Origin of the sequence: Anabaena sp. PCC 7108 (assembly GCF_000332135.1) — a bacterium.
In the GTDB taxonomy this organism is placed as follows: domain Bacteria; phylum Cyanobacteriota; class Cyanobacteriia; order Cyanobacteriales; family Nostocaceae; genus Anabaena.
In genome coordinates this window covers 24,691-49,049 of sequence record NZ_KB235896.1, presented here as the reverse complement: position 1 = coordinate 49,049, position 24,359 = coordinate 24,691, and the positions used below count along the sequence as shown (strand labels likewise).

At 39.6% G+C, this 24,359-nt stretch carries 18 protein-coding genes; 10 read left to right on the top strand and 8 right to left on the bottom strand.

Annotated elements, in window-relative coordinates; all coding sequences use genetic code 11:
* The first annotated feature begins 472 nt into the window (after positions 1-472).
* Both ANA7108_RS0100950 and ANA7108_RS0100945 read left to right on the top strand, forming a co-directional pair.
* On the top strand, positions 473-1,162 hold the full coding sequence (locus ANA7108_RS0100950; RefSeq protein WP_016948879.1) for a hypothetical protein: 690 nt from the start codon (positions 473-475) through the stop codon (positions 1,160-1,162).
* A 349-nt stretch (positions 1,163-1,511) separates the two neighbouring features.
* The gene (locus tag ANA7108_RS0100945; RefSeq protein WP_016948878.1) at positions 1,512-2,744 is read left to right on the top strand and encodes an S-layer homology domain-containing protein; all 1,233 of its coding nucleotides are present in this window, start codon (positions 1,512-1,514) and stop codon (positions 2,742-2,744) included.
* Between the two features lie 215 nt (positions 2,745-2,959).
* Here ANA7108_RS0100945 and ANA7108_RS0100940 read toward each other — a convergent pair whose 3' ends face one another.
* Positions 2,960-4,315: an ATP-binding protein gene (locus tag ANA7108_RS0100940; protein WP_016948877.1), complete on the bottom strand. Its 1,356-nt coding sequence runs from the start codon at positions 4,313-4,315 to the stop codon at positions 2,960-2,962.
* Positions 4,316-4,915: 600 nt separating this feature from the next.
* Between ANA7108_RS0100940 and ANA7108_RS0100930 the strand changes: the two genes are divergently transcribed.
* Positions 4,916-5,233: a DUF3155 domain-containing protein gene (locus tag ANA7108_RS0100930; RefSeq protein WP_026103913.1), complete on the top strand. Its 318-nt coding sequence runs from the start codon at positions 4,916-4,918 to the stop codon at positions 5,231-5,233.
* A 443-nt stretch (positions 5,234-5,676) separates the two neighbouring features.
* Here ANA7108_RS0100930 and ANA7108_RS0100925 read toward each other — a convergent pair whose 3' ends face one another.
* Positions 5,677-6,207: a cofactor assembly of complex C subunit B gene (locus ANA7108_RS0100925; protein ID WP_016948874.1), complete on the bottom strand. Its 531-nt coding sequence runs from the start codon at positions 6,205-6,207 to the stop codon at positions 5,677-5,679.
* 145 nt (positions 6,208-6,352) lie between these two features.
* Between ANA7108_RS0100925 and ANA7108_RS0100920 the strand changes: the two genes are divergently transcribed.
* The 5 genes from ANA7108_RS0100920 (at position 6,353) to ANA7108_RS0100895 (ending at position 11,498) form a co-directional block, all read left to right on the top strand.
* Positions 6,353-6,925: a DUF3611 family protein gene (locus ANA7108_RS0100920; RefSeq protein WP_016948873.1), complete on the top strand. Its 573-nt coding sequence runs from the start codon at positions 6,353-6,355 to the stop codon at positions 6,923-6,925.
* Between the two features lie 170 nt (positions 6,926-7,095).
* Positions 7,096-8,376, top strand: coding sequence for a serine--tRNA ligase (serS, locus tag ANA7108_RS0100915; RefSeq protein WP_016948872.1), 1,281 nt, complete (start codon positions 7,096-7,098; stop codon positions 8,374-8,376).
* Positions 8,377-8,636: 260 nt separating this feature from the next.
* A complete protein-coding gene (locus tag ANA7108_RS0100910) occupies positions 8,637-8,822 on the top strand; it encodes a hypothetical protein (RefSeq protein ID WP_016948871.1) in 186 nt (61 codons plus the stop codon).
* A gap of 884 nt (positions 8,823-9,706) precedes the next feature.
* A complete protein-coding gene (locus ANA7108_RS0100905; RefSeq protein ID WP_016948870.1) occupies positions 9,707-10,150 on the top strand; it encodes a DUF29 domain-containing protein in 444 nt (147 codons plus the stop codon).
* A 439-nt stretch (positions 10,151-10,589) separates the two neighbouring features.
* Complete coding sequence (locus tag ANA7108_RS0100895; RefSeq protein ID WP_016948869.1) at positions 10,590-11,498, top strand: polysaccharide pyruvyl transferase family protein; 909 nt, start codon at positions 10,590-10,592, stop codon at positions 11,496-11,498.
* Between the two features lie 73 nt (positions 11,499-11,571).
* Here ANA7108_RS0100895 and ANA7108_RS0100890 read toward each other — a convergent pair whose 3' ends face one another.
* Positions 11,572-13,647, bottom strand: coding sequence for an amylo-alpha-1,6-glucosidase (locus ANA7108_RS0100890; RefSeq protein WP_016948868.1), 2,076 nt, complete (start codon positions 13,645-13,647; stop codon positions 11,572-11,574).
* 138 nt (positions 13,648-13,785) lie between these two features.
* On the opposite strand from ANA7108_RS0100890, the gene ANA7108_RS0100885 reads away from it, so the two are divergent.
* Together ANA7108_RS0100885 and ANA7108_RS0100880 are read left to right on the top strand one after the other, a co-directional pair.
* A complete protein-coding gene (locus ANA7108_RS0100885; protein ID WP_016948867.1) occupies positions 13,786-14,397 on the top strand; it encodes a peroxiredoxin in 612 nt (203 codons plus the stop codon).
* Between the two features lie 105 nt (positions 14,398-14,502).
* Positions 14,503-15,039 carry a peroxiredoxin gene (locus ANA7108_RS0100880; RefSeq protein WP_016948866.1) on the top strand — a complete coding sequence of 179 codons (537 nt, stop codon included), beginning with the start codon at positions 14,503-14,505 and terminating at the stop codon, positions 15,037-15,039.
* Positions 15,040-15,072: 33 nt separating this feature from the next.
* On the opposite strand, the gene ANA7108_RS0100875 is transcribed toward ANA7108_RS0100880, so the two are convergent.
* The 5 genes from ANA7108_RS0100875 to ANA7108_RS0100855 all read right to left on the bottom strand — a co-directional run bounded on the left by ANA7108_RS0100875 (position 15,073) and on the right by ANA7108_RS0100855 (position 24,246).
* Complete coding sequence (locus tag ANA7108_RS0100875) at positions 15,073-16,674, bottom strand: HlyD family efflux transporter periplasmic adaptor subunit (RefSeq protein ID WP_016948865.1); 1,602 nt, start codon at positions 16,672-16,674, stop codon at positions 15,073-15,075.
* Between the two features lie 212 nt (positions 16,675-16,886).
* Entirely contained in the window at positions 16,887-19,892 is a 3,006-nt protein-coding gene (locus ANA7108_RS0100870) for a peptidase domain-containing ABC transporter (RefSeq protein WP_016948864.1), read from the bottom strand.
* 46 nt (positions 19,893-19,938) lie between these two features.
* Positions 19,939-20,649 (bottom strand): peptidylprolyl isomerase, encoded by a 711-nt coding sequence (locus tag ANA7108_RS0100865; RefSeq protein ID WP_016948863.1) that lies wholly within the window; start codon positions 20,647-20,649, stop codon positions 19,939-19,941.
* 523 nt (positions 20,650-21,172) lie between these two features.
* A complete protein-coding gene (locus ANA7108_RS28080) occupies positions 21,173-23,092 on the bottom strand; it encodes an FG-GAP-like repeat-containing protein (protein WP_016948862.1) in 1,920 nt (639 codons plus the stop codon).
* A 389-nt stretch (positions 23,093-23,481) separates the two neighbouring features.
* A complete protein-coding gene (locus tag ANA7108_RS0100855) occupies positions 23,482-24,246 on the bottom strand; it encodes a COP23 domain-containing protein (protein ID WP_016948861.1) in 765 nt (254 codons plus the stop codon).
* Between the last annotated feature and the right edge of the window lie 113 nt (positions 24,247-24,359).

Genomic DNA, 24,359 nt, shown 5'->3' with positions numbered 1-24,359 from the left:
TGTTCACTGGGAGCATCCCAAATGTGTAAGTTTATTTTTTATCTGAGCTTCCAACTGAATACAAAGCATGAAATAAACGAACCGCAAAGACGCGAAGAGCGCGTTCGCGTAGCGTGCCGATAGCTTGCGTGGCGACGCAGGAGCCATAGGCATAGGTAAGAGGTTTAACAGGTTTTTTGGGTTAGTTGCGTATATTTTTGCAAAATTGGGATGCTTCCTGTTCACTTCTGTAGGATGTGCAGAAATAGGCGCTCAAAAAACTTCAGGAACAATCTCTGCAAACACACGTCACACAAGAATCTAATCAGCCATATTAGTAAGTGCAAAAACTGCTGTAACAATTGCACATCAACCGCTATATTTAGACTTTTGGATTTGGGAAAAATGTTGGATCTGAAGTTGAAAAAATATCAGAAACTATCCCAGTAAATCCACGTCACAACAGATAACAGATATTATTGGAACCTATCCTATGAGTCGTCTTCTTCCTTGGAAATCTAGCACCGCTGCACTCATGGCAATAGCAATTACTACTGGTGCTGCTACGCCTTTATTTACCTTTGCTCCTGTTCAAGCACAAGGATACAATCTGAATCAATCCAGAATAACTAATATTCCGGCAAGAGTCACCTTTCCTGTTACTTATGAAAAAGAGAAAGTAATTGTCACTCCTGGTGAAACTTCACCCCTAACATTGAAGATACGCAGCAACATCATCGACAGTAATAGAAATATTTTAATTCCCGCTAATACTGAAGTTGTTGGGCAGCTAGAACCTGTGAACCTGTACAATAATTATCCGAGCAGCAGCAATAATAATAAAGGTGTACGCTTTGTAGCCAAAGAATTGGTATTCTCATCAGGACAGCGATTAGCGATTAATGCCAATTCTCAAACAATCACCCAAACTGAAAAAATTTCCAAAGGCAGCGATACTGGGCAAATATTAACTGATGCAGCTATTGGTGCAGGTGCTGCTACCGTAATATCATTGCTGACAGGGAACAAAAAAATTGAAGTTTTAGAACCCATTGCTGGTGGTGCTGCTGGTGCTTTAGCAAGTGTGCTGTTGCGGAAAAAATCTGTTGATGTCTTCGTTCTCCGCCCAGAAGATGATTTATCAATCACACTTCAGTCAAATTTGGTCATCCCTCGCAACTAGACTTAACTTGAGTCGTGACTTTAATAGCGCTTAAATAGCGATCGCCACTGTAAAGATTGTAGGCGATCGCTTGATTTTATGTCCTTAGTTATATCTAATCGGCTGATTGCCAAAGACCAATAGCCCAAAACTCATGCCATAATTTCTGTTTTTCCTGCCAAGTTTCTGCGTCAGTTCTAATGATAAGTATTCAACAGGACATGATAATATTACCAATGGTACACGAAATATTAGTAAAAGTAGTTACCAAATATAGAAGCTGCTGGGAACCGTTTATTGTCAAAATGGTCTAGGTAGTTAACAGATGTAGTTAACAGAAAGAACAAATAATTTTAGAGGAGTAATATCAATGTTTACTTTAAATCAATGGCAATCAAAAACAGCCCTCATCATGGCTTTGAGTGTGACAGCAGGTACTGTAGCACCCTTATTTACAGTTACGCCCACATACGCTCAAACTGCTTTTTCTGATGTTTCGTCTAACTACTGGGCATCACAGTTTATTCAGCAATTATCCCAGCGAGGTGTAATTGCCGGCTTTCCTGATGGCACATTTCGTCCAGAAGAAGCGGTCACACGCGCCCAATTTGCCGCGATGATCAACAAAGCGTTCAGCAAGCCAGCACAACGGACAGCAATTAATTTTAATGACGTACCCAGCAACTACTGGGCATACAATGCTATTCGGCAAGCTTACACCATCGGTTTCTTATCTGGATATCCTGGCAATGAATTCAGACCCAACCAAGCTATTCCTCGTGAACAAGTTTTAGTTTCCCTGGCCAATGGTTTGGAATATCCTACTACTGGTAATGTGGAGACAACTCTGCAATACTTCAACGATGCCTCCAGTATCTCTGGTTACGCTCGTAGTCCCATAGCAGCAGCAACTGAAAGACGAATTGTTGTCAATTATCCTAATGTTAAATTCCTCAATCCCACTATTACAGCTTCTAGAGCGCAGGTAGCAGCGTTTATTTACCAAGCCTTGGTTAGTTCCAATCAAGCCACAGCTATTAACTCACCTTATATAGTTTCTATATCTACCCCAGTTACATCTGTCACTATTCCTCAAGGAACTACTATCCCTGTGAAGTATGAACAGGCAGAAAAGATTCTCGTCACTAAAGACGAAACCGCACCTTTAACTCTGACAACATCACAAAATGTAATTACCCAAGATGGAACAGTGGTGATACCCGCTGGTAGTCAAGTTATTGGTAAACTCAAACCTGCTACAGGTGGTTCTCAATTTGTGGCTGAAAAATTAATTTTGACCACAGGTAAAGAATATAACATTAGTGCTTCTTCTGATGTGATTACCAAAACTGAAACTGTCAAAAAAGGCAGCAGTCTTAGTTCAATTCTCAAAAATACCGTTTTGGGAGCAGCAGCAGCAGCAGGGGTATCTGCGGTTACAGGCGATCGCGCTATTGCCACAGAAGAAGTTTTAGGTGGTGCTGGTATTGGGGCGTTAATTGGTCTGTTCTTTGGTAAGAGTAGTATCGATTTAATCGCCATTGAACCTAATACAGATCTAGATATGAGAGTCGATCAAAGCTTAGTAATTTCTCTTCCATAGTGATATTATGTTCGCTTAATTACTTATCAAAAAACCCTCCGCGTCAGTCCTAATTATAAGTCTTTAACCGAACACGATATGATTGGTTATTAGCTGATGTTCCATAATTCATGACTAATAACTAATCAACAGAAAACTAAGAAATCCCCAAACAAGAATAATTAACCCCAGATAAAATCTACTTATTCTAGGTTTCTATTCTTATTGGTAGATGTCTAATGAATAACTTCAAGTAACCAAATCATAACTGTGGTTCCTGGAGTTGATGAAGAAGTAAAATCTGATGTTAGTGCAGGGCTGAAAACCTCAATTTCACCCTGCATTTGCTCTATTAATTGTTTAGCTATTGCTATCCCTAAACCTGTCCCAGGAATTTCTGTTTGTGCCTGTACACCTCGATAATGCCTTTCCCCCAAATGCTGTAAATCTTCAGGGGGAATACCAGGCCCGTTATCACTAATAGCTATACCTTGAAAATTAGTTCTTTTTTTGCCGGCTTGAATCCAAATTTTTCCGCCAGATGGGGTATATTTTAAAGCATTATCAATAATATTACTTAACACTTCTCTTAATGCTTTAATATTAGCTTGTACCAATGGTAAGTTGCTAGGGATATTCTTGAGCAATTGCAGATTTCGCTCTTGGGCTATGGCTTGAGCCGAGACTATTAATGGTGCTAATAAATCGGCTAATGAGCAATCAGTCATCTTTTCTCCCGTACCAGGCAATAATAATACTGGCTGGGGAGCTTGTTGCACAGATGCCTCAACAACAAAATCAGATTCTGGCAAAGAAATTGCTGTTAAATCTGCTTCTGTTAAGTCAATGACTTGATCAAACTGTTGCAATAGTTCTTGGAGGCGATCGCTCTCGCGGACTATACTAGTCGCTACATCTCGGTTAGGATCTGCCGATCGCAGTCGCTTAAATAGTAGTTTACCAAAAGTTCTGATAGCCGTTAAAGGGTTACGAAACTGGTGCAAAAGGTTATCTAATAAATCCCGTTGCTGTTCTTGCAGAATTTGCTGTTGATGTAGCTGGTGCTGTAACCAAGCTCGACGTTGATCTAAAATACAAGCGATCGCCATAGTCTGAGCTATCCGTTGGATTTCACTTTCTTCCCTTTCATTCCAAGCTCTGTCTTCCCTACCCGTTACCAATAATCCCATCATCACACCCTCATAAATCAGAGGTAAAACAATTTGATTCCCATTGAGTAGATAGTCCTCTTGGAAATTACTTTTATCTGTATTCCTGTTCCCAGACTCCTGTGATGAATTAGAAGATAATCCTCCTGCTGTCAGTAACTTTTGGCGATGATTTGGTAATGCTAAAACATTGCCAGTTTTTATTTGGCTGTGTGCCATTCCCTCCACATATTCATCCCCATGTCTTAATACTCCCGTTTCTGGATAAACAACCACAGGAATCAATTGCGCCTCACCTGTGGAGGTTTCTACCAATTCTTGTGTTAAATAAACAACACTCAAGGAAGCTCCCAGCCCTTGAGTTAGCAACGATATTTGCTCTCGACACAGAGCAATAAAATCCGAACTGGCAGACATTAACATTTTTTAGCTCTTGCTCAGGATTACAGACTTGCAGGGAAAATTAAAAAACATAGCCTCTTTTTTCTGACCCCATTTAATACAGCTTAACTAAATCTTCTTCCTCATGCTTTATTCTCAAGAATGATATTGCCAATGTAATTCATCAGCAATACTGGCAGCAACAGGCAAGAAAACTCGTTTTCTCAAAGAAATAAGCCATTTAAACTAGTACAGGTTGGCGTAAATCAGCCACCCATTGACAAAGTCTAAAACACTTACAGAATATTAATTACAAATTTTGTGAAGCTTTACTAGATATTTATTTTCCCTAGGCTGTACTAGTTGATATTTGCACATTTGTATAGGAGATGACAGGGTTTAAAGTCTATTTGGGTCTAATTTTTATCCCTGGCTTATGCCAAGCTGCACTAGCAATTAATGTCCTCAGCAGTTTGAAGGTTGCTATAATAGCTACTGCGAATGACCTTAAATTCAACCATATTAAATTCCTTGTATCAAAACATTAAAACCCATTGATTTTTTAAACTATAACTTATATAATTACGACGGGTTTTGTAGCTATCACTACAATCTTATAGCTTGAAAGAGGAGGACAATAGGTTGGCAAGGAGACGTAAAAGGAAAAGTCGTCGTCGCCAGGAAGGACGGCGAATTCTGGAACATGTGCCTCAATATAGCATCGAAAGCGGCGAAGATAAACCTGTGACAGCAGCAAGAAAGTTCATTCAAGCTGAGGGTATTTTGCCACCTGCCTTGCTACTTGTAAAACGGAATGAACACACAACAGACCGTTATTTCTGGGCGGAAAAAGGACTGTTTGGCGCTCAATACGTAGAAGAGAATCATTTCTTGTTTCCCAGTTTGCGAGTTCTAGAACCTCCAACTGCACAAGAATTGCTGGCTGTAGCTAGTCGATAACTGGTAAATGCTGATCTTCGGCATTGACTTCTGACTTCTAACTTCTGACTCTGACAATAATTAACTGGCCAAATAGTTCAGTTTATGCAAAAATTCCATTTCTCTCTAAGTTTGTAGCTGAAAAACCACCAGTCAAGCTTCTCCACATTAGATGAACAAATCCTTTTAAGCTTGCTTAGTCGGAGAAGTAAATATCTAATATGATGATGCAGCGGGGAGTAGCAACAGAGGCAAAAGCATTAGAAAGCCAAGTGTAGATTTACAGTCTCATAGCTGAAATTGCCAAGATACTCTGTCAACGAATCTCAATTTTCCTTGCGAAACTACTCGTCAGGCAAACTGGCAATCCTCGATTTGTTTTGCCTCCTCCCTACTATTTCATGTCCTCAAAAGTCAGTCAGAAGTCTCTCTGATCATGAAGTGATGATCTGAAAAATCAACCTTCAGTCATCAGTTTTTAACTGTAAAGCCCTTTGTAACTCAGCAAGTTCATCTCGATGGGCAACAACAGTTATTTTACTTGAGGAGTGTTGTTCGCCCTGGATTGTTTCCATTTTGAGTGACACCTTCTCAAGTCTTCCAGCTTTTTGCCAGTAAAATAACCCGCTCAAAGGTGAAAGTAGGACTAGTAACAACAAAAATTTACTTTGACTAGAAAAAAGAAACGACAAAACCAGTGATAAACAAACAAGACCCACAGCTGCTAGTAACGTCAAAAATACAGCTAAAAACCAGCTAGGTCTCACAAAACCTTCAAAGGTCACTTGGTTCTTCTCTCTATCTACGGCGATGACTTGGTAAGAACGGGACAGAAAATACTCCTTTAATTGGTTCATCAGAGTCGTTTCATCTTGCTCAGATAGTAATTGCGCTCTTTCGATCCTGTCCTTGGTGGCAGCACGAATAAAGAAAAATAATCCAATCGATAATAACAAAGTTAGCAGTAACGTAGATTGCACAATAGCAGTATCCATAAACAATTCTTAATTTTTGACTGTTCAGACTTATCTATTATCAATTATTCTGGAATTTACGGACAACAGAAAAAAACCCGCCAATAGAAATTTTCGGGAATTTTTAAGTTTTAATTTTTAATTTTTAATTTATCCCCAGTTCCTTATGTCACAAAACCCTGAAGCTTCATCCTCTAATCTCAGGATCATTGCCCAAACGTTTCGCTTGGCAGGTTGGATTAGTTTCTGGATTCAGTTAGTATTAGCTGTGGTTTCTGGGGTAATTTTACTGCTATATGCTATTTCTAGTCAAAGACCAGGAAGCCCAGCGAACAATCCGGGAACGGGATTTGGCCTTTTCTTAGCAATTTGCGGACTAATTACCTTAGGTGTGGGCATTTTTTTAGCTTTCCGGTACACCAGAATTGCCAAAGACCTCCAATCTAGCAATCCCAATAACCGCCCTCGCAAAAGCGAGACTGTGCAAGTCTTACGCTTAGGAATATGGGTAAATTTAGGAGGAATTCTCCTCACACTATTGGGGGCGCAGGCCATAGTTGGTAGTTTAGCAGCCAGAGCAATTACCCAAACCCAGTTTTTATTCGGTACTCAAGGCAATCAACCATTTATTAGCGGTTTAGATATGTTTGTAGTCCAGGCGAACATCAACACTATCTCAGCCCACTTTGCCGGAGTATTATCATCTCTGTGGTTACTGAATCGCATTACAAAACCATAAAAACTCGAAATTAGGCATAATTAGGATGGATAAAAGCCCTGGTGACTAGAAGTCGCGGCTACACAAACAAAGTCCACCTGCCTGGACTCAATTGTAACCCACGGATCTGGGTTTTGTCTGTGTAAATAGGGTTTCTAACCACCTGATCACCGATCACTAACAACCAAGAAATGCTAGATATTAAACAAATTAGAGAAAATTCCCAACTGGTACAAGACAAGTTGAATACTCGTAGTGGTAAATACGAGATTCAGCCTATATTAGATTTGAGTCAAAAACAACGGGAACTAGAAGTAAAACGTAACGAACTGCAAGCCCGGAGTAATGAAATTGGTAAATTGGTTGGACAAAAGGTAAAATCTGGTATTAATCCTCAAAGTGAGGAAATTCTCGCTTTAAAGGAAGAAGGAAATAACATTAAAACCATATTAAGCGATTTAGAACCCCAAGAAAAAGAGTTCAAAGCACAAATTCAAGATTTACTTTTAGCACTTCCTAACCTTCCTAGTGATTCTACTCCCATTGGTCAGAGTGAAGATGATAACCCAGAGGTGAGAAGATGGGGAGATGAATATAAACCCGAAAACCCAAATATCTTACCTCATTGGGAAATTGGGGAAAAGTTGGGTATTTTGAATTTTGAAAGAGCGGTGAAAATTGCCCAAAGTCGGTTTGTAAGTTTGATAGGTGCGGGTGCTGCTTTAGAAAGGGCGTTAATTCAATTTATGCTTTCAAAGCATATTGAAAATGGGTATATTGAAGTTAGTCCACCGTTGTTAGTTAATACTGATTCTTTAACCGGAACAGGACAATTACCGAAGTTTGCAGAAGAAAGTTTTAAATGTGCAGATGATGAATTGTGGTTAATTCCTACCGCAGAAGTTCCGGTAACAAATTTTTATCGGGGAGAAATTATCAACGCGGAAGAATTACCAATTTATCACTGTGCATATACGCCATGTTTTCGTCGAGAAGCAGGAAGTTATGGACGGGATATGCGGGGTTTAATTCGGTTGCATCAATTCAATAAAGTGGAGTTGGTGAAGTTAGTAAAACCGGAAAATTCTTTTGAGGAATTAGAGAAGTTAGTTGCTAGTGCAGAGTCAATTTTACAGGGTTTAAAGTTGCCTTATCGGGTGATTAATTTATGTACTGCTGATTTAGGTTTTGGGGCAACAAAGACCTATGATTTAGAGGTTTGGTTGCCATCTTCTGGGAAATATCGAGAGATTTCTAGTTGTTCTAATTGTGTTGATTTTCAAGCGAGAAGGGCGGATATTCGGTTTAAGGAAGCTGGTAAGAAAGGGACGCAATTTGTACATACTTTAAATGGTTCTGGTTTAGCTGTGGGAAGGACAATGGCGGCTATTTTGGAGAATTATCAGCAAGCTGATGGGACGATTAAAGTACCGGAGGTTTTGCAGGTTTATTTGGGTAGGGAGGTTTTGTGATTTAGGGATTTTTTGTAGAGGCGTTTTTGGGGTGCGTCTCTACAGGAACTTTTATAAATGATATAGCAAGAGATCAGTATAATGCTTGCATATTTGAGTCAATTATTATAACATAACTAAAATTTCTATGCAATCAATAGTTATATTTCAGAAGAAGAATGACTATGAGTAATATTCCATAAGTTTTAGCAATTAGGGTACTTACTCGTATTGCAGAAGATCCCCAATTACTTGGTAGACTCTTAGAGAAAGTGGGATCAATGCCAAATATTTTAACACCAACTATGGGTGGTCATGTCTTTTGGATTGACATAGCTAGTGTTAATGGATGGCGGTTGCAAAAGAACCAAGTATTTGGTAATTGTCGGATTATTGATCCCAATAATATTAGACGAGCTTGGGGTGGTCAGACTGCTATGCTGAAAGCTTTTCAAACTTTAGAGTAGATAGAGTTTTTAAAATATTTTTTCAGTGCGATTGCTCATCTCGTAGGGTGCATTATAGTATTTTCTAGTCTGGTGAAGTACAAAATCATTTGCGTTTATCTGTGTCCATCTGCGTTTAATTATTACAGCTTGTACCTCATTTGAATGGTAATTGCTATAATGAAATTTAATGCACTGTTTGCTATTAATATTTAATTGTCTGAATCAGACTGTAGGGTGCGTTAATGAAATGTAACGCACCATTTTTTATTAAAATTTAACTGTCTGAATCAGGATAACCAGGATTAAAGGATTAACAGGATTATATTTGATATTGATATTCTGGGATATTTGAATTAGCGCAACTTCTGAAAATATAGATGAATATGGAAAAACCATCCTGTACATCCTCAAATCCTGGACATCCTGATTCAGACAAAATGCAACTTCTGAAAATGTAGATGAATATGAAAAAGTCATCCTGTAAATCCTCAAATCCTGTGCATCCTGATTCAGACAAAAAGGGATGTTTATTTTCTCAATATCCTAAACTTAATACTTATTAAATGAAATAGATAGCTCATCTCGTAAGGTGCGTTAATGAAATGTAATGCACCGTTTTTTATTAAAATTTAACTGTCTGAATCAGGATAACCAGGATTAAAGGATTAACAGGATTATATTTGATATTGATATTCTGGGATATTTGAATTAGCGCAATTTCTGAAAATGTAGATGAATATGGAAAAACCATCCTGTACATCCTCAAATCCTGGACATCCTGATTCAGACAAAATGCAACTTCTGAAAATGTAGATGAATATTAAAAAACCATCCTGTACATCAAGATTCAGACATTTTTAATTTTATGCTATTATTGATTATAATACCATCCAAGAGAAATTATGACATTAACAGCGAATGAACTGGTATTTCAATCACCATACTTAGCAGTAAAGAAAGCCAAAGAATTGCTAAAGGAGGGAAAAATGGCAGAAGTTGATCAGATTTTAGAAAGTTTAGCAGAGTCAATGGGAAGATCAGAAAAAAGAGCAGTTATTAGTCAATTAACTCGATTGATGTTACATATAATTAAATGGAAATGTCAACCGGAAAAACGTAGTGCTAGTTGGGTAATTTCCATTCGTTCAGCGAGGAGAGAAATTAGTGATAGTCAAGAAGAAATGCCTAGTCTTAATCGAGAGTTTTTAGAATTTATTTGGGATAAATGTTTTACATCTGCTAAACAAGATGCTAGGGATGAAATGGGTAAAAAACCAGAAATTACTGCTTTAACATGGGAGGATGTATTTGCAGAAAATTACACAATTTGGGAGGATGAAAACTAGATATAAATTCATCTATATTTTATATTTTTTAATCATCATCAGGATAATCAAGACTAAAAAATTAATAGGATTATATTTGATTTTGATATTCTGGGATATTGAAATTAGCGCAACTTCTGAAAATATAGATAAATATTAAAAAACCATCCTGTACATTCTCAAATCCTGAACATCCTGATTCAGACAAAATGCAACTTCTGAAAATGTAGATAAATATAAAAAAAACATCCTGTAAATCTTCAAATCCTGAACATCCTGATTCAGATCAAAAGTGATAATCCATAACATAATTACATCATAATCCTAGAAGTAAAACTATGACTATTGAACAAGCAGCTTGTAGGATGCGTTAATGAAATGTAACACACCATGCTATATCTAAATATGTGCTGTATTTTATGATACTATAAGACAGGAAAAATATTCTATCCTGTTAACGATGAAACTTTACTATTGGAAATATCCGAAGGGCAAGCAAAATTTTGGAGATGCGCTTAATCCTTGGTTGTGGGAGCAGCTGCTTCCAGGGATTTTGGATGAAGATCCAAGTTCTGCTTTTGTTGGTATTGGTACTCTAATTAACGATGCACTCCCAAGACGTACCCCTAATGCAAAACATCGAGTGATATTTAGTACTGGTGCAGGTTATGAAAAAGGTATGCCAGTTCTGGATGATTCCTACCACATCTACTGCTTACGAGGACCAATCTCCGCACAAAGTCTTGGTGTCAGCAGCGATTTAGCAATTACCGATGGCGCACTTCTAATACGTAAGTTAATTAATCAAAGTTCAGTTACTAAAAAATATAAGTTCTCCTATATGCCTCACTATGATTTGGCCGGAGATGCCTGGCAAAGGGTCTGTGATCAACTGGGGTTTGGCTATATCAGTCCGTCCTGGGAAATAGAAGATATTTTGACAAAAATTCGGCAAACAGAAGTACTTATTTGTGAAGCAATGCATGGTGCAATCGTTGCAGATGCCCTCAGAACACCGTGGATTCCCGTAAAGACTAATTCTTCGATTCTACCTGTCAAATGGCAAGATTGGTGTGCTTCTATGCAGCTTGAGTATCAGCCTCATTCACTGAGACGCTTGCATCAACCTCGTTCTTTAACAAATAGTAATGACAATACTTCTAATCAGTGGGATAATCTCTTGACTCCAGCGCGGCAAATACGGCAGTGGTTACGACAACAAACCACTGCACAGGAACTATCTAAGTTGGTAAAAACAGCAAAGCCCATTCTGAGCAGCGATGCTCGGATTGAGGAAATGTTGACCCGATTAGAAAGCCGTTTGGAGCAGTATAAACTTGATTTTGCTGAAGGTAAGTTCAAGGTTTAGATAGAGCCAGCTAGAAGAAGGCAGAAGTGCGATCGCAAGGCGCTTCTGCCAGCAGATATCTCATCAAATCCAATTACCTAAAATGCCGAATCACCTCAGCCACAGACCAAGCTTGAGCGATCGCACCCTTAGATATATGCGGTGTATCACCATCAAAAATTTCCGAAATCGAATTAATACAAGCACTAGAGAGAAAATGATTTATTAGCGGTTCCCAGTTAAAAGGTAATTTTTCATCTGGATAAAAACGTTCCCAAGCCCGGATATAAGCACCAATTAACCAAGTCCAAACAGTACCTTGATGATAAGAGCGATCGCGCTGTTCTGAATTTCCGTTATATATACCTATATATTCTGGATCACCAGGATCAAGACTACGCAAACCATAGGGAGTTAGCAAACAGGAAGTAGCCAAATCCAATACTTGACGGCCTTGCTGTTGAGAAAAACAGCAATTGTGCAAAGATAATGCCAAAACTGCATTAGGGCGAATTTGCGAATTCCGTCCATCTTCTAAATCAATGAAGTCATAAAAATAGCCTAACTGCGGATTCCAAAATTTTTGTAACGAAGCTTTTACCTGTTCTGCTTGCTGTCTATAGCGTTGGGCTTGATTATTTAAACGTACAGAATTGCCTAAATCTATTTGGCTCAAGCGTTCTGCCCATTGACTCAACCAACATAAAGCAGAATACCATAAAGCATTGATTTCTACTGGCTTACCACGACGGGGAGTAATAGGTAATCCCCCAATTACCACATCCATCCAGGTAAGAGCCACACCATTAGCATCCCAACAAATTAGCCCATCAGTAGCATCTACTTGGATATTGTAGTGAGTACCACCAACAAAGGCTTTGTGAATTTGCTGCACAACTGGGAACTCCTCTACTAAAAACTGCCAATCTTCAGTAGCTTCTAAATACAGTCCTAAGGTTTCAATCCACCACAATGCAGCATCAATACTGTTATAAAGTGGTTCGCTGTCGAAATTAGGAAAAGCATTGGGAATCAGTCCATGACGACAGTAACGTCCAAAAGTTTTTAATATCCCTTTGGCTAAATCAAAGCGCTGTGTCACCAGTGTCAATCCCGGTAAAGCAATCAAGGTATCTCTTCCCCAATCATTAAACCAGTGATATCCAGCAATTACTGTCGGTCCAGCAATAGAAGCGCGATAGACAATAAATTGATCACTAGCTTTAAGCAGTTGTTCCCAAATTCGGGACTGGTGATTGGTAATTGGTAATTGGTTTTTTTCCCCCTGCACCCTGCACCCTGCTCCCCTGCTTCCCCTGCTCCCTGCTTCTTCTAGCCTCCAGCCGAAAATTTGCGAAAGTCTCTCTTGTTCGGCTTCTACGGCTTCTACAAAGCTATCTGGTGAGAGAATAGGTTGCTGGAGGCTGGGTAAACCTACGTTTGCTTCTAGGGTGACTGTATCTCCTGGTTGGAGATTAACTGTTAAATAACCGGGACTATAGAGGTGTTCTAGATCATGTAAGCCGCGTTTTGTTTCTTCTGGTAAACTATAATTCCAGTACCAAACTTCATTGGCTTGATATTCTCCTTTTGTCCAGCGCAGATGCCAAGGTGTACCAAATTCCCCATCAATATTCGCTTGTAGACAAAGTAGGCGTTGACTGACTAATTGGGAAAATTGTAATTTCTCGCTCTCGGTTTGCTGATGATGAAAATCGCGATCGCCTATCAGCAGTCTTAACCTTAAAATCCCTACATCCTTACCCTCATACCGATACTGGATTAAAGTCCTTTGGGAATTGGGCATTGGTAATTTATTCTCCTCATTTCCCCACCCATGAGGCATCACCAACTGTCTACTTAACTGCCAATTCTCCTTACCCCACATCCATTTAGGAACTGGGTTAATATCAAAATTGTGCAGCAGTTTATAGCCTGTCGGTTCAATTTGACCACCACCCCAAAAATTCGTCCCCAGTGCTATGACTTTTCCTGATATTTCCAGACTTGCTTCTAAGTGAGAAAGCAGTAATTTTCGCCCGACAGGGGGATTTGTCGCCGCGAATAACCAACCATGATAAGTACGTGTCCGCACATCAGAAACTGTACCACTGGCAAAAGCACCCAAGCCATTAGTAAGTAACCATTCTCTTGTGTCTAAGTCAGTCATTAGCTACTCAAAATCGTTATGACTATGATATAGTCGTAACAGATCGTAATTAAACTGTGACAGCGTGGCTGGGTGAGTTTTTACTAACCCGAATGCCAACGCTAAAAAATGGATATAAGTTGAAGGAGAACTAGATTAATGACCCTTACTTACGGAACAGAAGGATGCCTCCGGGTTGGCCAACAGGCTCCAGACTTTACAGCCACAGCTGTGGTAGATCAAGAATTTAAGAACATTAAACTTTCCGACTATCGCGGTAAGTATGTCGTCCTGTTTTTTTACCCCTTAGACTTTACCTTTGTTTGTCCCACTGAGATCACAGCATTTAGCGATCGCTACGAAGAATTTAAAAAGCTTAACACGGAAGTACTCGGTGTTTCTGTTGATAGCGAGTTTTCTCACCTAGCTTGGATTCAAACAGATCGCAAATCCGGTGGTGTCGGTGACTTAAATTATCCCCTAGTTTCTGACATCAAGAAAGAAATTAGTAGCGATTACAACGTTCTTGACCCCGCAGCTGGTATTGCTTTACGTGGTCTGTTTATCATTGATAAAGACGGTGTCCTCCAACACGCTACCATCAACAACCTAGCCTTTGGTCGCAGTGTTGATGAAACTCTGCGGACACTACAAGCACTTCAGTATGTTCAGTCTCACCCCGATGAAGTTTGCCCCGCAGGTTGGCAACCAGGTGACAAAACCATGAATCCTGATCCAGTCAAGTCCAAAATCTACTTCTCTGCTGTTTAATAAATAGCGAGCAGCTATCCTGGAGGCAGGAGGTTGAAAATTTTGATTTAATTTTATCCTGCCTCTTTTGATTAATTACCCGATATTTTTAGTATTTTATTCTTTATGCTTACCTCAACAGATTTTACCGGTTTATTTAATGAGCGGTTCTTTCGTAATTTTTTACCCAAACCAGCATTAGATGAAATCAGACTGGGAGTAGGAACGCCAGATTTTAAATTGACAGATATTACAAATAATCGCACATTAAAGTTATCAGATTTTAAAGGTAAACAACCTGTTGTCATTGCCTTTACACGGATTTTCACAGAAAAACAATATTGTCCATTTTGCTATCCACACATCAAGGATCTGAATGCAAAATATGAACAATTTAAAAAACGTGGCATAGAAGTTTTGTTAGTTACTAGTACTGACAAAAAGCAAAGTCAAATAGTTGTCAAAGATTTAGACTTAAAAATGCCCTTATTAAGCGACCCCAGTTGTTATGTATTTCGTACATATCAAGTAGGACAAGCCCTAGGAGCGCCTTTGCCAGCGCAGTTTGTATTAGACCAAGAAGGAAAATTAATCTATAGACATTTATTTTCCTTCTTAGATCACAATGCTTCTGCGGAGACATTGTTAGAACAGTTCAATTAATTAGAATTTACAGTGGGGTGCTTGATCAAAATACTAACGCACCTCATTTAAACTCTCTATTTGCTTAGTAAACATTTCAGTGAACAAGCTCATAACTGTTCGTTCTTCACGCACTTTAATATTGGCAGTAATCGACATACCAGACTGTAAAGAGATATTTTTACCTTGCGTTGCCAGGAATTGTCTATCTAAACTGACTGTAGCTGGGAATCTATAAAATTGATGATTTTGATCTGGGGGTAAAGCATCGGAACCAATATCAATTACCTTACCTTTAATATCTCCAAACTGGCTGAAAGGAAAGGAGTCAATTCTCACATCTACGTTCATGCCTTTGCGGACAAACCCAATATCTTTATTGGTGATAAATACCTCAGCCACATATTTATCATTTGGCACGATTTGTAGTAGCTTTTGTGTGGCGTTAGCTACAAAGCCAGGATTTTTAGCCTGTGTATCGAATACAGTCCCTGCCACAGGAGCGCGAACTTCTTGATATTTGACGTTTAATTGTGTTTGAGAAATCTTGCTGGTGATATCTGCCAAACGCTGTTCGTTATCGAGAATAACCTTCATAAACTGGCTATCAATTTCCGCAATGCGTTTTTTGTTATCACCTATCCTATCCAGAATGTTTTTATCAGAAGATGCCACGGTATTCGTTACTTCCTCTTGTCTTTTCTGAATATCAAACTGGAGGCGTTTTTCTTCTTCAAATAATTGTGAAATTTCTGCCTTGAGAGTTTGCACTTGTTGTTGCTGATTCAGGTATTGAAGCTGAGAAATTCCCCCTTCGATTGCTAAGATTTTGAGTTTCTCTAAAATACCTTGTTGAATTGTCAAACTATCTTGAGTGTCTTTTCTTTTTAGTATTGTTTGAGATAGTTGCTTTCTAGTTTTTTCAACTTCTAACTCAGCTGCGGCAGACCGAGAATCTAATTCTGTTTTAGCGGTGATTAGAAGTTGTTCTTCATCGACTCCATTTCCGGCATCTGGTGCTAAATTTTTTAACTGAGCGCGTAGTAGTTCATTCGCTGCTACTAGTGAAGCGCGACTTTTCAGAAGAAAAGCAGATTCGGCTGGCAATTTACTACGTAAAAAGTCTATTTCTGATTCTATACCTGTACTTGCTCCCATTAAGCGCCGATAAATATTATTTTCTTGAATTAAGGCGCTGCGAATCTTATTTAACGAACTTAATTCAGCTAAGGTGGCAATAGAATCGAAAGTTAAGAGTAAATCTCCTTGCTTTACTTGTTCTCCATCTTTAACATAAACGGCTTTAACAACACCGCTAATAGGAGCCTGTACTTCTTTGACTGTTCCTTCTGGTTTTAATTGACCTGTTGCGGGAACTGTTTGCTCGATTTTGGCAAAATTAGCCCAGGCAATCCCAAAACAAGCTAACCCCATTAAGGTGATCATGATGGTACGTGACCACATGGGAGATTGACGCAAAACTACAGAAGACTCAAAGTTATCCTGATAGGCATTAATTAAAGAATCTTTGGTGGTTTTTTTGGGAGGTTTCAGTAGTTGTACAGCTTGCTTTTTACCGTTACCGTTGCCGTTGCCGTTGCCGTTGCCGTTGCCGTTGCCGTTGCCGTTAATGTGATTACCATTAAGTTGAGTCATAACAATTTTAGATTTTAGATTTTAGATTTGGGATTGAAAACTTGGCGTTAGCCATATCGAGGTATGAAAGTCAAAAATTCCATCTCTCAAACTCTTACTCTCCGAGCCTCTGCGAGAAAAAAAAAATTCATACATTCATTCAGCAATAGGAAAATTTAAGTCAATAGTTTAAATAACTGGCTTCAAGGGTGGAGAAATCCCACCCCTAAAAATTACAAATTGACTTCTTGCTGTTGATAAAGGTAGAAATAATGCCCTTTAGCAGTCATTAATTCTTGATGGCTACCTTGCTCTATCACTCTACCGCTATCCATGACAATAATCGTATCTGCATTACTAACAGTATTCAGACGGTGAGTGATAAAGAAGACGGTAGTTCCTTGAAATGCTCTAGCTAAATTTAGTCCTATTTGTCTTTCGGTAGGATAATCTAAAGCGCTAGTGGCTTCATCCAAAACTAATAATTTAGGTTTTTGTAAAATCGAACGGGCGATGGCAATTCTCTGTCTTTGTCCACCAGAAAGGGCTGAACCTCTCTCACCTACTCGCGTGTTATAACCGTTGGGCAGGTTCATGATAAATTCATGGGCAACGGCAATCCTGGCTGCTTCGATAATGTCTTCTGTTGTCGCTTCAGGATTTGTGAGGGCAATGTTTTCCTGAACTGTACCATCAAATAACAATGGATCTTGAGGAACAACACCAATTTGTCGGCGGAGGGAATAAAGTTCTACTTTGCCAATGTCGTAACCATCGATTAAAATTCTGCCAGACTCGACGTTGTAAAGTCTGAGCAGTAATTTCATCATTGTGCTTTTACCTGAACCACTTTGTCCGACAATACCGACAAATTTACCAGCCGAGAAATCGAGGCTAACATTGTTCAGTTGGAGTGGTCCACTAGGGGCAAATCGGAAGGAAACATTTTCATATTTGACTGCACCAGAGATTGCAGGTAAAGGAATATTGTTCCGATCTATTTCTGCTTCTTGTGGTGTATCAACAATATCGCTGAGACGTTCTAAAGATAAACCAGTTTCTTGGAAGTTTTGCCAGATTTGCGCCAAACGTAATATTGGACTAGTAACGTAACTGGAGATAATTCTAAAGGCGATTAATTCCCCTAAAGTTAGCTCTCCCTGCAATACTAAATAAGCTCCCACCCACAACACTAGTAGTCCGCTGAGTTTGTTGAGAAATTGACTAGTGGAATTCGCCAGTGTGGAAGTGATCACAGTTTTAAAGCCTGCGGCTACAAACCGAGCATAACGTTCTTGCCAGGAAAAGCGCGATCGCAATTCGATATTTTGGGCTTTCACCGTTTGAATACCCGACATCACCTCAACTAAATAAGATTGAGTCTCCGCATTCCGTTCCGCTTTGGCACGTAACTGTCGGCTCACTGTGGGGGCAGCAATTAATGTAATTACTACAAACAGGGGAATTGTTCCTAAGCCAACCACTGTCAGTTTCCAACTGTAAAACAGCATGACGACGATATAAACTATCGAGAACAATGCATCTAACCCTACTGTTAGCGCCGTACCTGTGAGAAACTGGCGGATATTTTCTAATTCATTGATGCGAGTAGATAGTTCACCAACTGGTCGGCGTTCAAAATAGCGTAGTGGCAACCGGAGTAAGTGGTCAATAATTTGTGACCCCAAACTCATATCAATCCGGTTGGTGGTATCTACAAATAGGTAAGTCCTCAGTGTAGTAAGTATGGCTTCAAATACACCGACTGCCAGTAGTAAAACCCCTAAAATATTCAGGGTACTAATACTATTTTGGACGATGACTTTATCAATAATTAACTGAATAACTAGGGGATTTGCTAAAGCTGCCAGTTGTACGAAAAATGAAGCGATAAAGACTTCTATGAGTACTCGTCGGTATTTTGATAAGTAGGGTAGAAACCAGCGTAACCCAAAGCGTTCTTGGGGTGTTTCTTGGGTAGCACTGAGTAATAATACCCTGAGTTGCGGCTGCAAATTACTTTCATCAGTTTCTAATTCTGCTAGTAATTTGCCCGGTTTGCAGCGGATAATACCTTTAGATGGCACACCCAAAACCACTGTGTTGGCATCTACTGCATAGATAACAGCATAACTATCACTATATTGAATTAGTGCTGGTGTAGGGATGCGTGTGATGGAAGCAGCGGGAACATCTACTAATTGGGACTTAAGTCCAATTAATTCGGCTAAATAAGCGCAAAGTTGAAAGGATATACCAGCTTGGCGTTTAATTTGTTCGTTTAAGATGCGACGCACTACCTCTTTCCGCAGGGGGATTTCTAAGTGCTTGGCGACCATTTGGAAGCAAGCCAAGGCAGAATTTAATTCGCCTTGTCCGCGAAAAAATGGATAGTTTTGATGTTTTTGCTTAACTTGTGGTGTGTCGGCGGGTGATGGTAAAACTTCCTCTGTTGTGGCGTAGGGAATTTCTAACTCATCTGTAATTGCTCTTTCATATAATGGAATTTCCTGCTCTGCTTGATGATCATCCTGAAATAATAAATCTATGGGATTTATACCAACTAACCGGGCTGGAATATTCCCAGTTACTTCCAAAACATCTTTGGCGCTACTGGATTCTAACCGAGAACTGGGCGGAAAATTAGCTACTGTACCACCACCGCTAACAAACCAGATACTGTCAGTGTCTAGTTGGCTAAAAGGGGTTTTTCCTGGGGGTAAATGATGTATTTTCGCCCTTAATAAAGATTGTTGAGTGATTTTTTTGAGATTTAAACCAGCATTAGCTTGTTGGGCTAACTCCGGGCTGAGAATGTCGAATATTTCTAGGATGTGACTAGAGTTTTGACGCGCTTGGGCAAATGCTGGATTCTGGGAAAAAAGACGTAAATAATCGGCTGTACTAAAAGTTAAGCAGATGACTTCGGTGGATGCGATCGCTGTTTCACAAGCAATCTGCCGCAATAAACTAATTTCGCCCAGTATTGCTCCCGGTTCTAGTATTTTTAAGGTAATTGGCAATTGGGTCTGAGGGTCATATGCCAACAGCCGCACTCGTCCTTCATACAAAATTGCTATGCGGTCAGGTAGCTTTTCTTTACTAATTATTTTTTGACCTATCCGGTAGCGTAAAGCTTGTTGTTGTGATAGTAGATTGTTTTTTGCCGCTGCTGATAATTGCTCAAAGCCTTCAACAGTGGTGAGAAATTCTTCAAAAGAGTTCTTAATATAAGTCATGTTTATGAAAATGAATTAATTTACTATGGTTAATATTCCAGCTAATTTACACTTCTGATTGTTGAATTTGCCAGTTTTGTGCCGCTAGTTGTGTTTGTAGCCAACCTTGAAAACGTTCGTTTAGTAATCTTTGGCGCGTCTGCCTATCCAGTTGAGCGGGTAGTAATCTTTCTAATCGCACAATCACTATCCGATCTCCTATTTGAGTGGGCGGAAAAACTTGCTGCGGTTGGCTTACAGATAAAATTTTGACCAAAGATTGATGAAGAGACTGTAATTCTACAGGACCAACTAAACCATCTGTCTGGGCTTCTGGTCCTTCTGCGTATTCCCGCGCTAGTTGAGCAAAGGACTGTTCTCCTTCTTGAATGCGGAAGTAGATTTCTTGGGCAATACCGATATCAGAAGTGGTAATTAAGGAATAGATAACTCGATCCAACTGAGCTTTGCGTTGGTAAAAATAAGAGTCTAAATCTAGTCCCCAAGTCGCTTCTTTGAACTTCTCTACTTTTAATTGGCGAATAGCGAGAGTATTTAACTGTTCGGAACTTATTTCCTGTTCTTGTCGCCCTTGATATTGTTGGGCTAATTGTTCACAAGCAAGTTGCTCTTCTTGTGGCGTACACTCAATCTGTGCGATCGCGCTATCAATGACCACCTCTCTGATCAATAGCGGCATCAACTGGTATTTCGCCAATGATTGCAGAACTTCCGAGGCTGTGAGTATGCTATCGCCAAATTGCAGAACTGAATTCATATCACTTGTAAGCAGATTTCCCACCGTTATTAATTGTTGTCAAAAAGATAATAGAAACAGATTGCAGCCAGTTTATCTATGGGTTAAGGTTAGATGTTTATCTGTAACTTATTTCCCTAGACTTGTCACTATGAGCTTAGACATTTCTTGGATATCACGGCAGAAACCGAATATGCTCTTGTCAACCTTAGTAACAAAGGCATCCGTCTTTGGATATACCGTACCAAACTATCATAATTTTCTAAAATTGCAAGCTTAAACTGGCAGTAAGTCAACAAAACTTTCAAATCTAGCCAGTAACTTCACGAAATCAATTATCTCCTGACAATACCTTCATTAAGTTATGAAAAGCTTCACCCCAGAAACGTCTGTGGGTACACAAACCGAGGTGAAGCTTTAGAGTGGAGTAGAGGGATCTTCTGACTGCTCAAAGCCTCACAGCCTGAGCAGACTTGGTTATAAGCAACCCCATCTTTTAGAGTCAGGGCTGGTATTAAACTGGTATTAAATTAGACTTGTTAGATTAAGCAATCACAAAAATGTCAGTGTTACTCAGAGTAGGTAGTCCAGAAAGTGTAGCAATCTGAATCTTATTGCCAGCACCATTACCGTCAGCATCAAAGAATAAAGCACCATTGCTAGTGTTGTAAATAAATCTTTGTACGTTGTTATTAGCTGTGGTTATTCCTGCACCAGAACGGAAAGCAGAAGCATCAAGAGAGGCATTTACAGTCAAAGCAACACCAAAACCACTAGTAGATATCTGAATAACGTCAGTACCAACTACAAAGTCTTGAATTCTATCAAGTCCTTCATTTGCGCTATTGAAGCGGAAAATATCATTACCGACACCACTAAAGAGTGTGTCATTACCCAAACCACCAATGAGGATATCATCACCTGCGTTACCGTAAAGATAGTCGTTACCAGCATTCCCCGTCAGGATATTATTGCCAGAATTGCCTGTGAGATTGTTGTTCAGGGCGTTACCCGTACCGTTGATATTGTCGGTTCCAGTTAAAGTCAGACGTTCTACGTTGTCGCTTAAAGTGAAGGTGACTGAGGAGTTAACTGTGTCTATACCACCATTGACATCTTCGGTAATGGTGTCACCCATATCATCGATAAAGTAAGTGTCATTGCCGTTACCACCAATTAGAGCATCAGCACCTTCACCACCAAAGAGGTTATCATTGCCATCACCACCAATTAAGGTATCATCACCTGCGTCACCATAAAGAGAATCGTTACCACCACGACCATCAAGGATATTATTACCAATATTACCTGTGATGTTGTTATTTAGGTCGTTACCTGTACCGTTAATATTGTTGGTTCCAGCTAAAGTCAGACGTTCTACGTTGTCACCTAAAGTGTATGTAACCGAGGATCTGACTGTATCTGTGCCACCATTAGGACTTTCCTCAATGATGTCACCTATATCATCAACAACATAGAAGTTATCACCAGTATTCCCAACAAAAGTGTCTCCGATAGTTGTATTCAACAGTACCGAAATATTGTCTGCGAGTTCGTTAGCTGTTACGAGATCAAGTTTGCCATCATCGTTAAAGTCTGCTACGGCTACAGCGCGAGAACCATCGCCCGCAGTATAGTTAGTGGCAGTGCCGAAATCCCCTGTACCGTCGCCTAATAGTAATGAAACATTATCATCATCACTATTTCCTACTAATAAGTCGAGTAATCCGTCACCGTTGATGTCGGCTATGGTTACTGACCGAGGTTGTGCGCCTACCATGAATTCCTCAGCAGTGCCAAAGGAAGTTGGTTCACCAAAGCTACCTGGGTTACTTCCTAATGCCACAAAGACTTTGCTTTGATTAGACTTAACCTGTGCTAGGTCTAAAATACCATCATCGTTGAAATCAGCGAGAGAGATCGCACGAGTATCCTGTCCAACATTGTATGTGAAAGAAGTTGAAAAGTTGGATACACCATCGCCCAAGAAAATTGAGACGTTAGGGCTGAAAATTGTACCCGCTGCTAAATCGAGAATACCATCATTGTTGTAGTCGCCTAATGCGATCGCATTCAGTCCACTTGGTCCTGAAACATCATAATTGGGGTAGTTGATGGGATCTGTGCTGAAAGCCCCTGTACCATCACCCAATAAGATGGAGACATCACTGTTAGCAACAGCAATATTTAATAAGTCTACGTTTGCTGATGCTATGTCTAGGTTGCCATCACCGTTCAAGTCTAATACAGCTATGGAAATCGGATTCAATGTAGACCCTACATCATAGCTACCGAATAAGCTGAAACTACCTGCACCATCACCCAATAAGATTGAGACAGTTTTATCATCAGCATTTGCTACTGCTACATCGAGATTACCGTCTTTGTCAAAATCTCCCACAGCTAATGAATAGGGGCGATCTCCTGTGGTTAAGTCGTTGGGTGCGCTAAATGATATTGTCATAATTTGTTCCTGGTTACAATGTTTACACTGTGTTTATCTAAACTCAAAATTGCCACAAAGAAACAGTCAAATTCTGCTAAGTAAGTTGGTTTAGGGCTGAAGCCCTGACTACAAACTTTTAATTATTGACGTTGATCTATTTAGTCTAGATGACAGTCACTTAGAAACTAATGGTCTTACCCTTAGCTCTAGACAAATCCTGATGTTTGTTAACTTCTCATCACTTACTGTAAGATGAAAACCTGTAATCGTCGAGAAAGAGGATAATTTTTTTACTGAAAATTTATAATATTTAGGGTTTAAGACTAACAAAATGCGAAAGCTTCTTTATACATACAAACAAAGAAGCTAAAATTGTACTTATTAATGATGAGTTAACCGAAAACAACTTAGCGGAATAAACGAGGATTGAGAATGGTACGGTTCTGTGGTTGAGACTGACGACCAATTGATACACCATTTCGGAGGTTTTTGGCTGTACCACCATCCTGGGGATCTAGGAAAGGTTTCAAATTAATTCCACCTCTGGATGAATTTACCCGGTTGTTACCACCTAGGAGTGTGCGACCTAAATTGTATAATTCATTTGTGCTTCCCCCACTCCGATTGGTATAAGTATTCACAGCTATGGTTTGCTGTCCGCTGTCAGCACTGGATAAGTTGTTAAAAACACTACTGCGAATAGCGTAGGGGTCTTTATCACGGGGGACTGTGAGGAGAATTCGACAAGCGGAGTTAGCTTCAGTGGTGACACAGATAATGTTTTCGTTATTTTCTCTGGCTATATCTAGTTCTTGTAAGCCATCGGGGCGATATAATTCTAAACGAGAGGCGATCGCTTGACAACGCTTTTGGGGAGTCCAACCACCACCTAAAGAAGCTGGTGCAGCCCAAGCAAAGAATTGCCCTGGTTGACTTTGTGGTTGATACATAACGGTATATTTACCATTATAAAATTGGCAGCTAAATCTTGCCCCATTATCAGAGGTAGTATTAATCGGCGTATCTGTAGATGTATCTACTGGTGTTGATGAGCCTGAAGGTACTGTTGGTACAACAACACTGTCAGTTTGGGCAAAGGCTACAGAATTGCCAAGAAATAAGGATAAACTCAGACTACTCAAACATAAAACTTGGCGTGGTGAAAATAACATAACTTAACCTCTAAAATCTCTTCATACCTCCAGTGACGGAGAATTTTATATTTGGTTCGCATCAGAAGTTAATTTTTTTTCTTTTTTTAGAGATGTTGTCTACAACGTCTGTA

What these genes read in the sequence shown, in the direction of transcription:
- ANA7108_RS0100870 (WP_016948864.1), bottom strand. Translation starts at nt 19,892, where the DNA reads ATGACTTATATTAAGAACTCTTTTGAAGAATTTCTCACCACTGTTGAA.
- ANA7108_RS0100890 (WP_016948868.1), bottom strand. Translation starts at nt 13,647, where the DNA reads ATGACTGACTTAGACACAAGAGAATGGTTACTTACTAATGGCTTGGGT.
- ANA7108_RS0100945 (WP_016948878.1), top strand. Translation starts at nt 1,512, where the DNA reads ATGTTTACTTTAAATCAATGGCAATCAAAAACAGCCCTCATCATGGCT.
- serS (WP_016948872.1), top strand. Translation starts at nt 7,096, where the DNA reads ATGCTAGATATTAAACAAATTAGAGAAAATTCCCAACTGGTACAAGAC.
- ANA7108_RS0100880 (WP_016948866.1), top strand. Translation starts at nt 14,503, where the DNA reads ATGCTTACCTCAACAGATTTTACCGGTTTATTTAATGAGCGGTTCTTT.
- ANA7108_RS0100865 (WP_016948863.1), bottom strand. Translation starts at nt 20,649, where the DNA reads ATGAATTCAGTTCTGCAATTTGGCGATAGCATACTCACAGCCTCGGAA.
- ANA7108_RS0100940 (WP_016948877.1), bottom strand. Translation starts at nt 4,315, where the DNA reads ATGTTAATGTCTGCCAGTTCGGATTTTATTGCTCTGTGTCGAGAGCAA.
- ANA7108_RS28080 (WP_016948862.1), bottom strand. Translation starts at nt 23,092, where the DNA reads ATGACAATATCATTTAGCGCACCCAACGACTTAACCACAGGAGATCGC.
- ANA7108_RS0100925 (WP_016948874.1), bottom strand. Translation starts at nt 6,207, where the DNA reads ATGGATACTGCTATTGTGCAATCTACGTTACTGCTAACTTTGTTATTA.
- ANA7108_RS0100855 (WP_016948861.1), bottom strand. Translation starts at nt 24,246, where the DNA reads ATGTTATTTTCACCACGCCAAGTTTTATGTTTGAGTAGTCTGAGTTTA.
- ANA7108_RS0100910 (WP_016948871.1), top strand. Translation starts at nt 8,637, where the DNA reads ATGCCAAATATTTTAACACCAACTATGGGTGGTCATGTCTTTTGGATT.
- ANA7108_RS0100920 (WP_016948873.1), top strand. Translation starts at nt 6,353, where the DNA reads ATGTCACAAAACCCTGAAGCTTCATCCTCTAATCTCAGGATCATTGCC.
- ANA7108_RS0100950 (WP_016948879.1), top strand. Translation starts at nt 473, where the DNA reads ATGAGTCGTCTTCTTCCTTGGAAATCTAGCACCGCTGCACTCATGGCA.
- ANA7108_RS0100875 (WP_016948865.1), bottom strand. Translation starts at nt 16,674, where the DNA reads ATGACTCAACTTAATGGTAATCACATTAACGGCAACGGCAACGGCAAC.
- ANA7108_RS0100905 (WP_016948870.1), top strand. Translation starts at nt 9,707, where the DNA reads ATGACATTAACAGCGAATGAACTGGTATTTCAATCACCATACTTAGCA.
- ANA7108_RS0100885 (WP_016948867.1), top strand. Translation starts at nt 13,786, where the DNA reads ATGACCCTTACTTACGGAACAGAAGGATGCCTCCGGGTTGGCCAACAG.
- ANA7108_RS0100895 (WP_016948869.1), top strand. Translation starts at nt 10,590, where the DNA reads ATGAAACTTTACTATTGGAAATATCCGAAGGGCAAGCAAAATTTTGGA.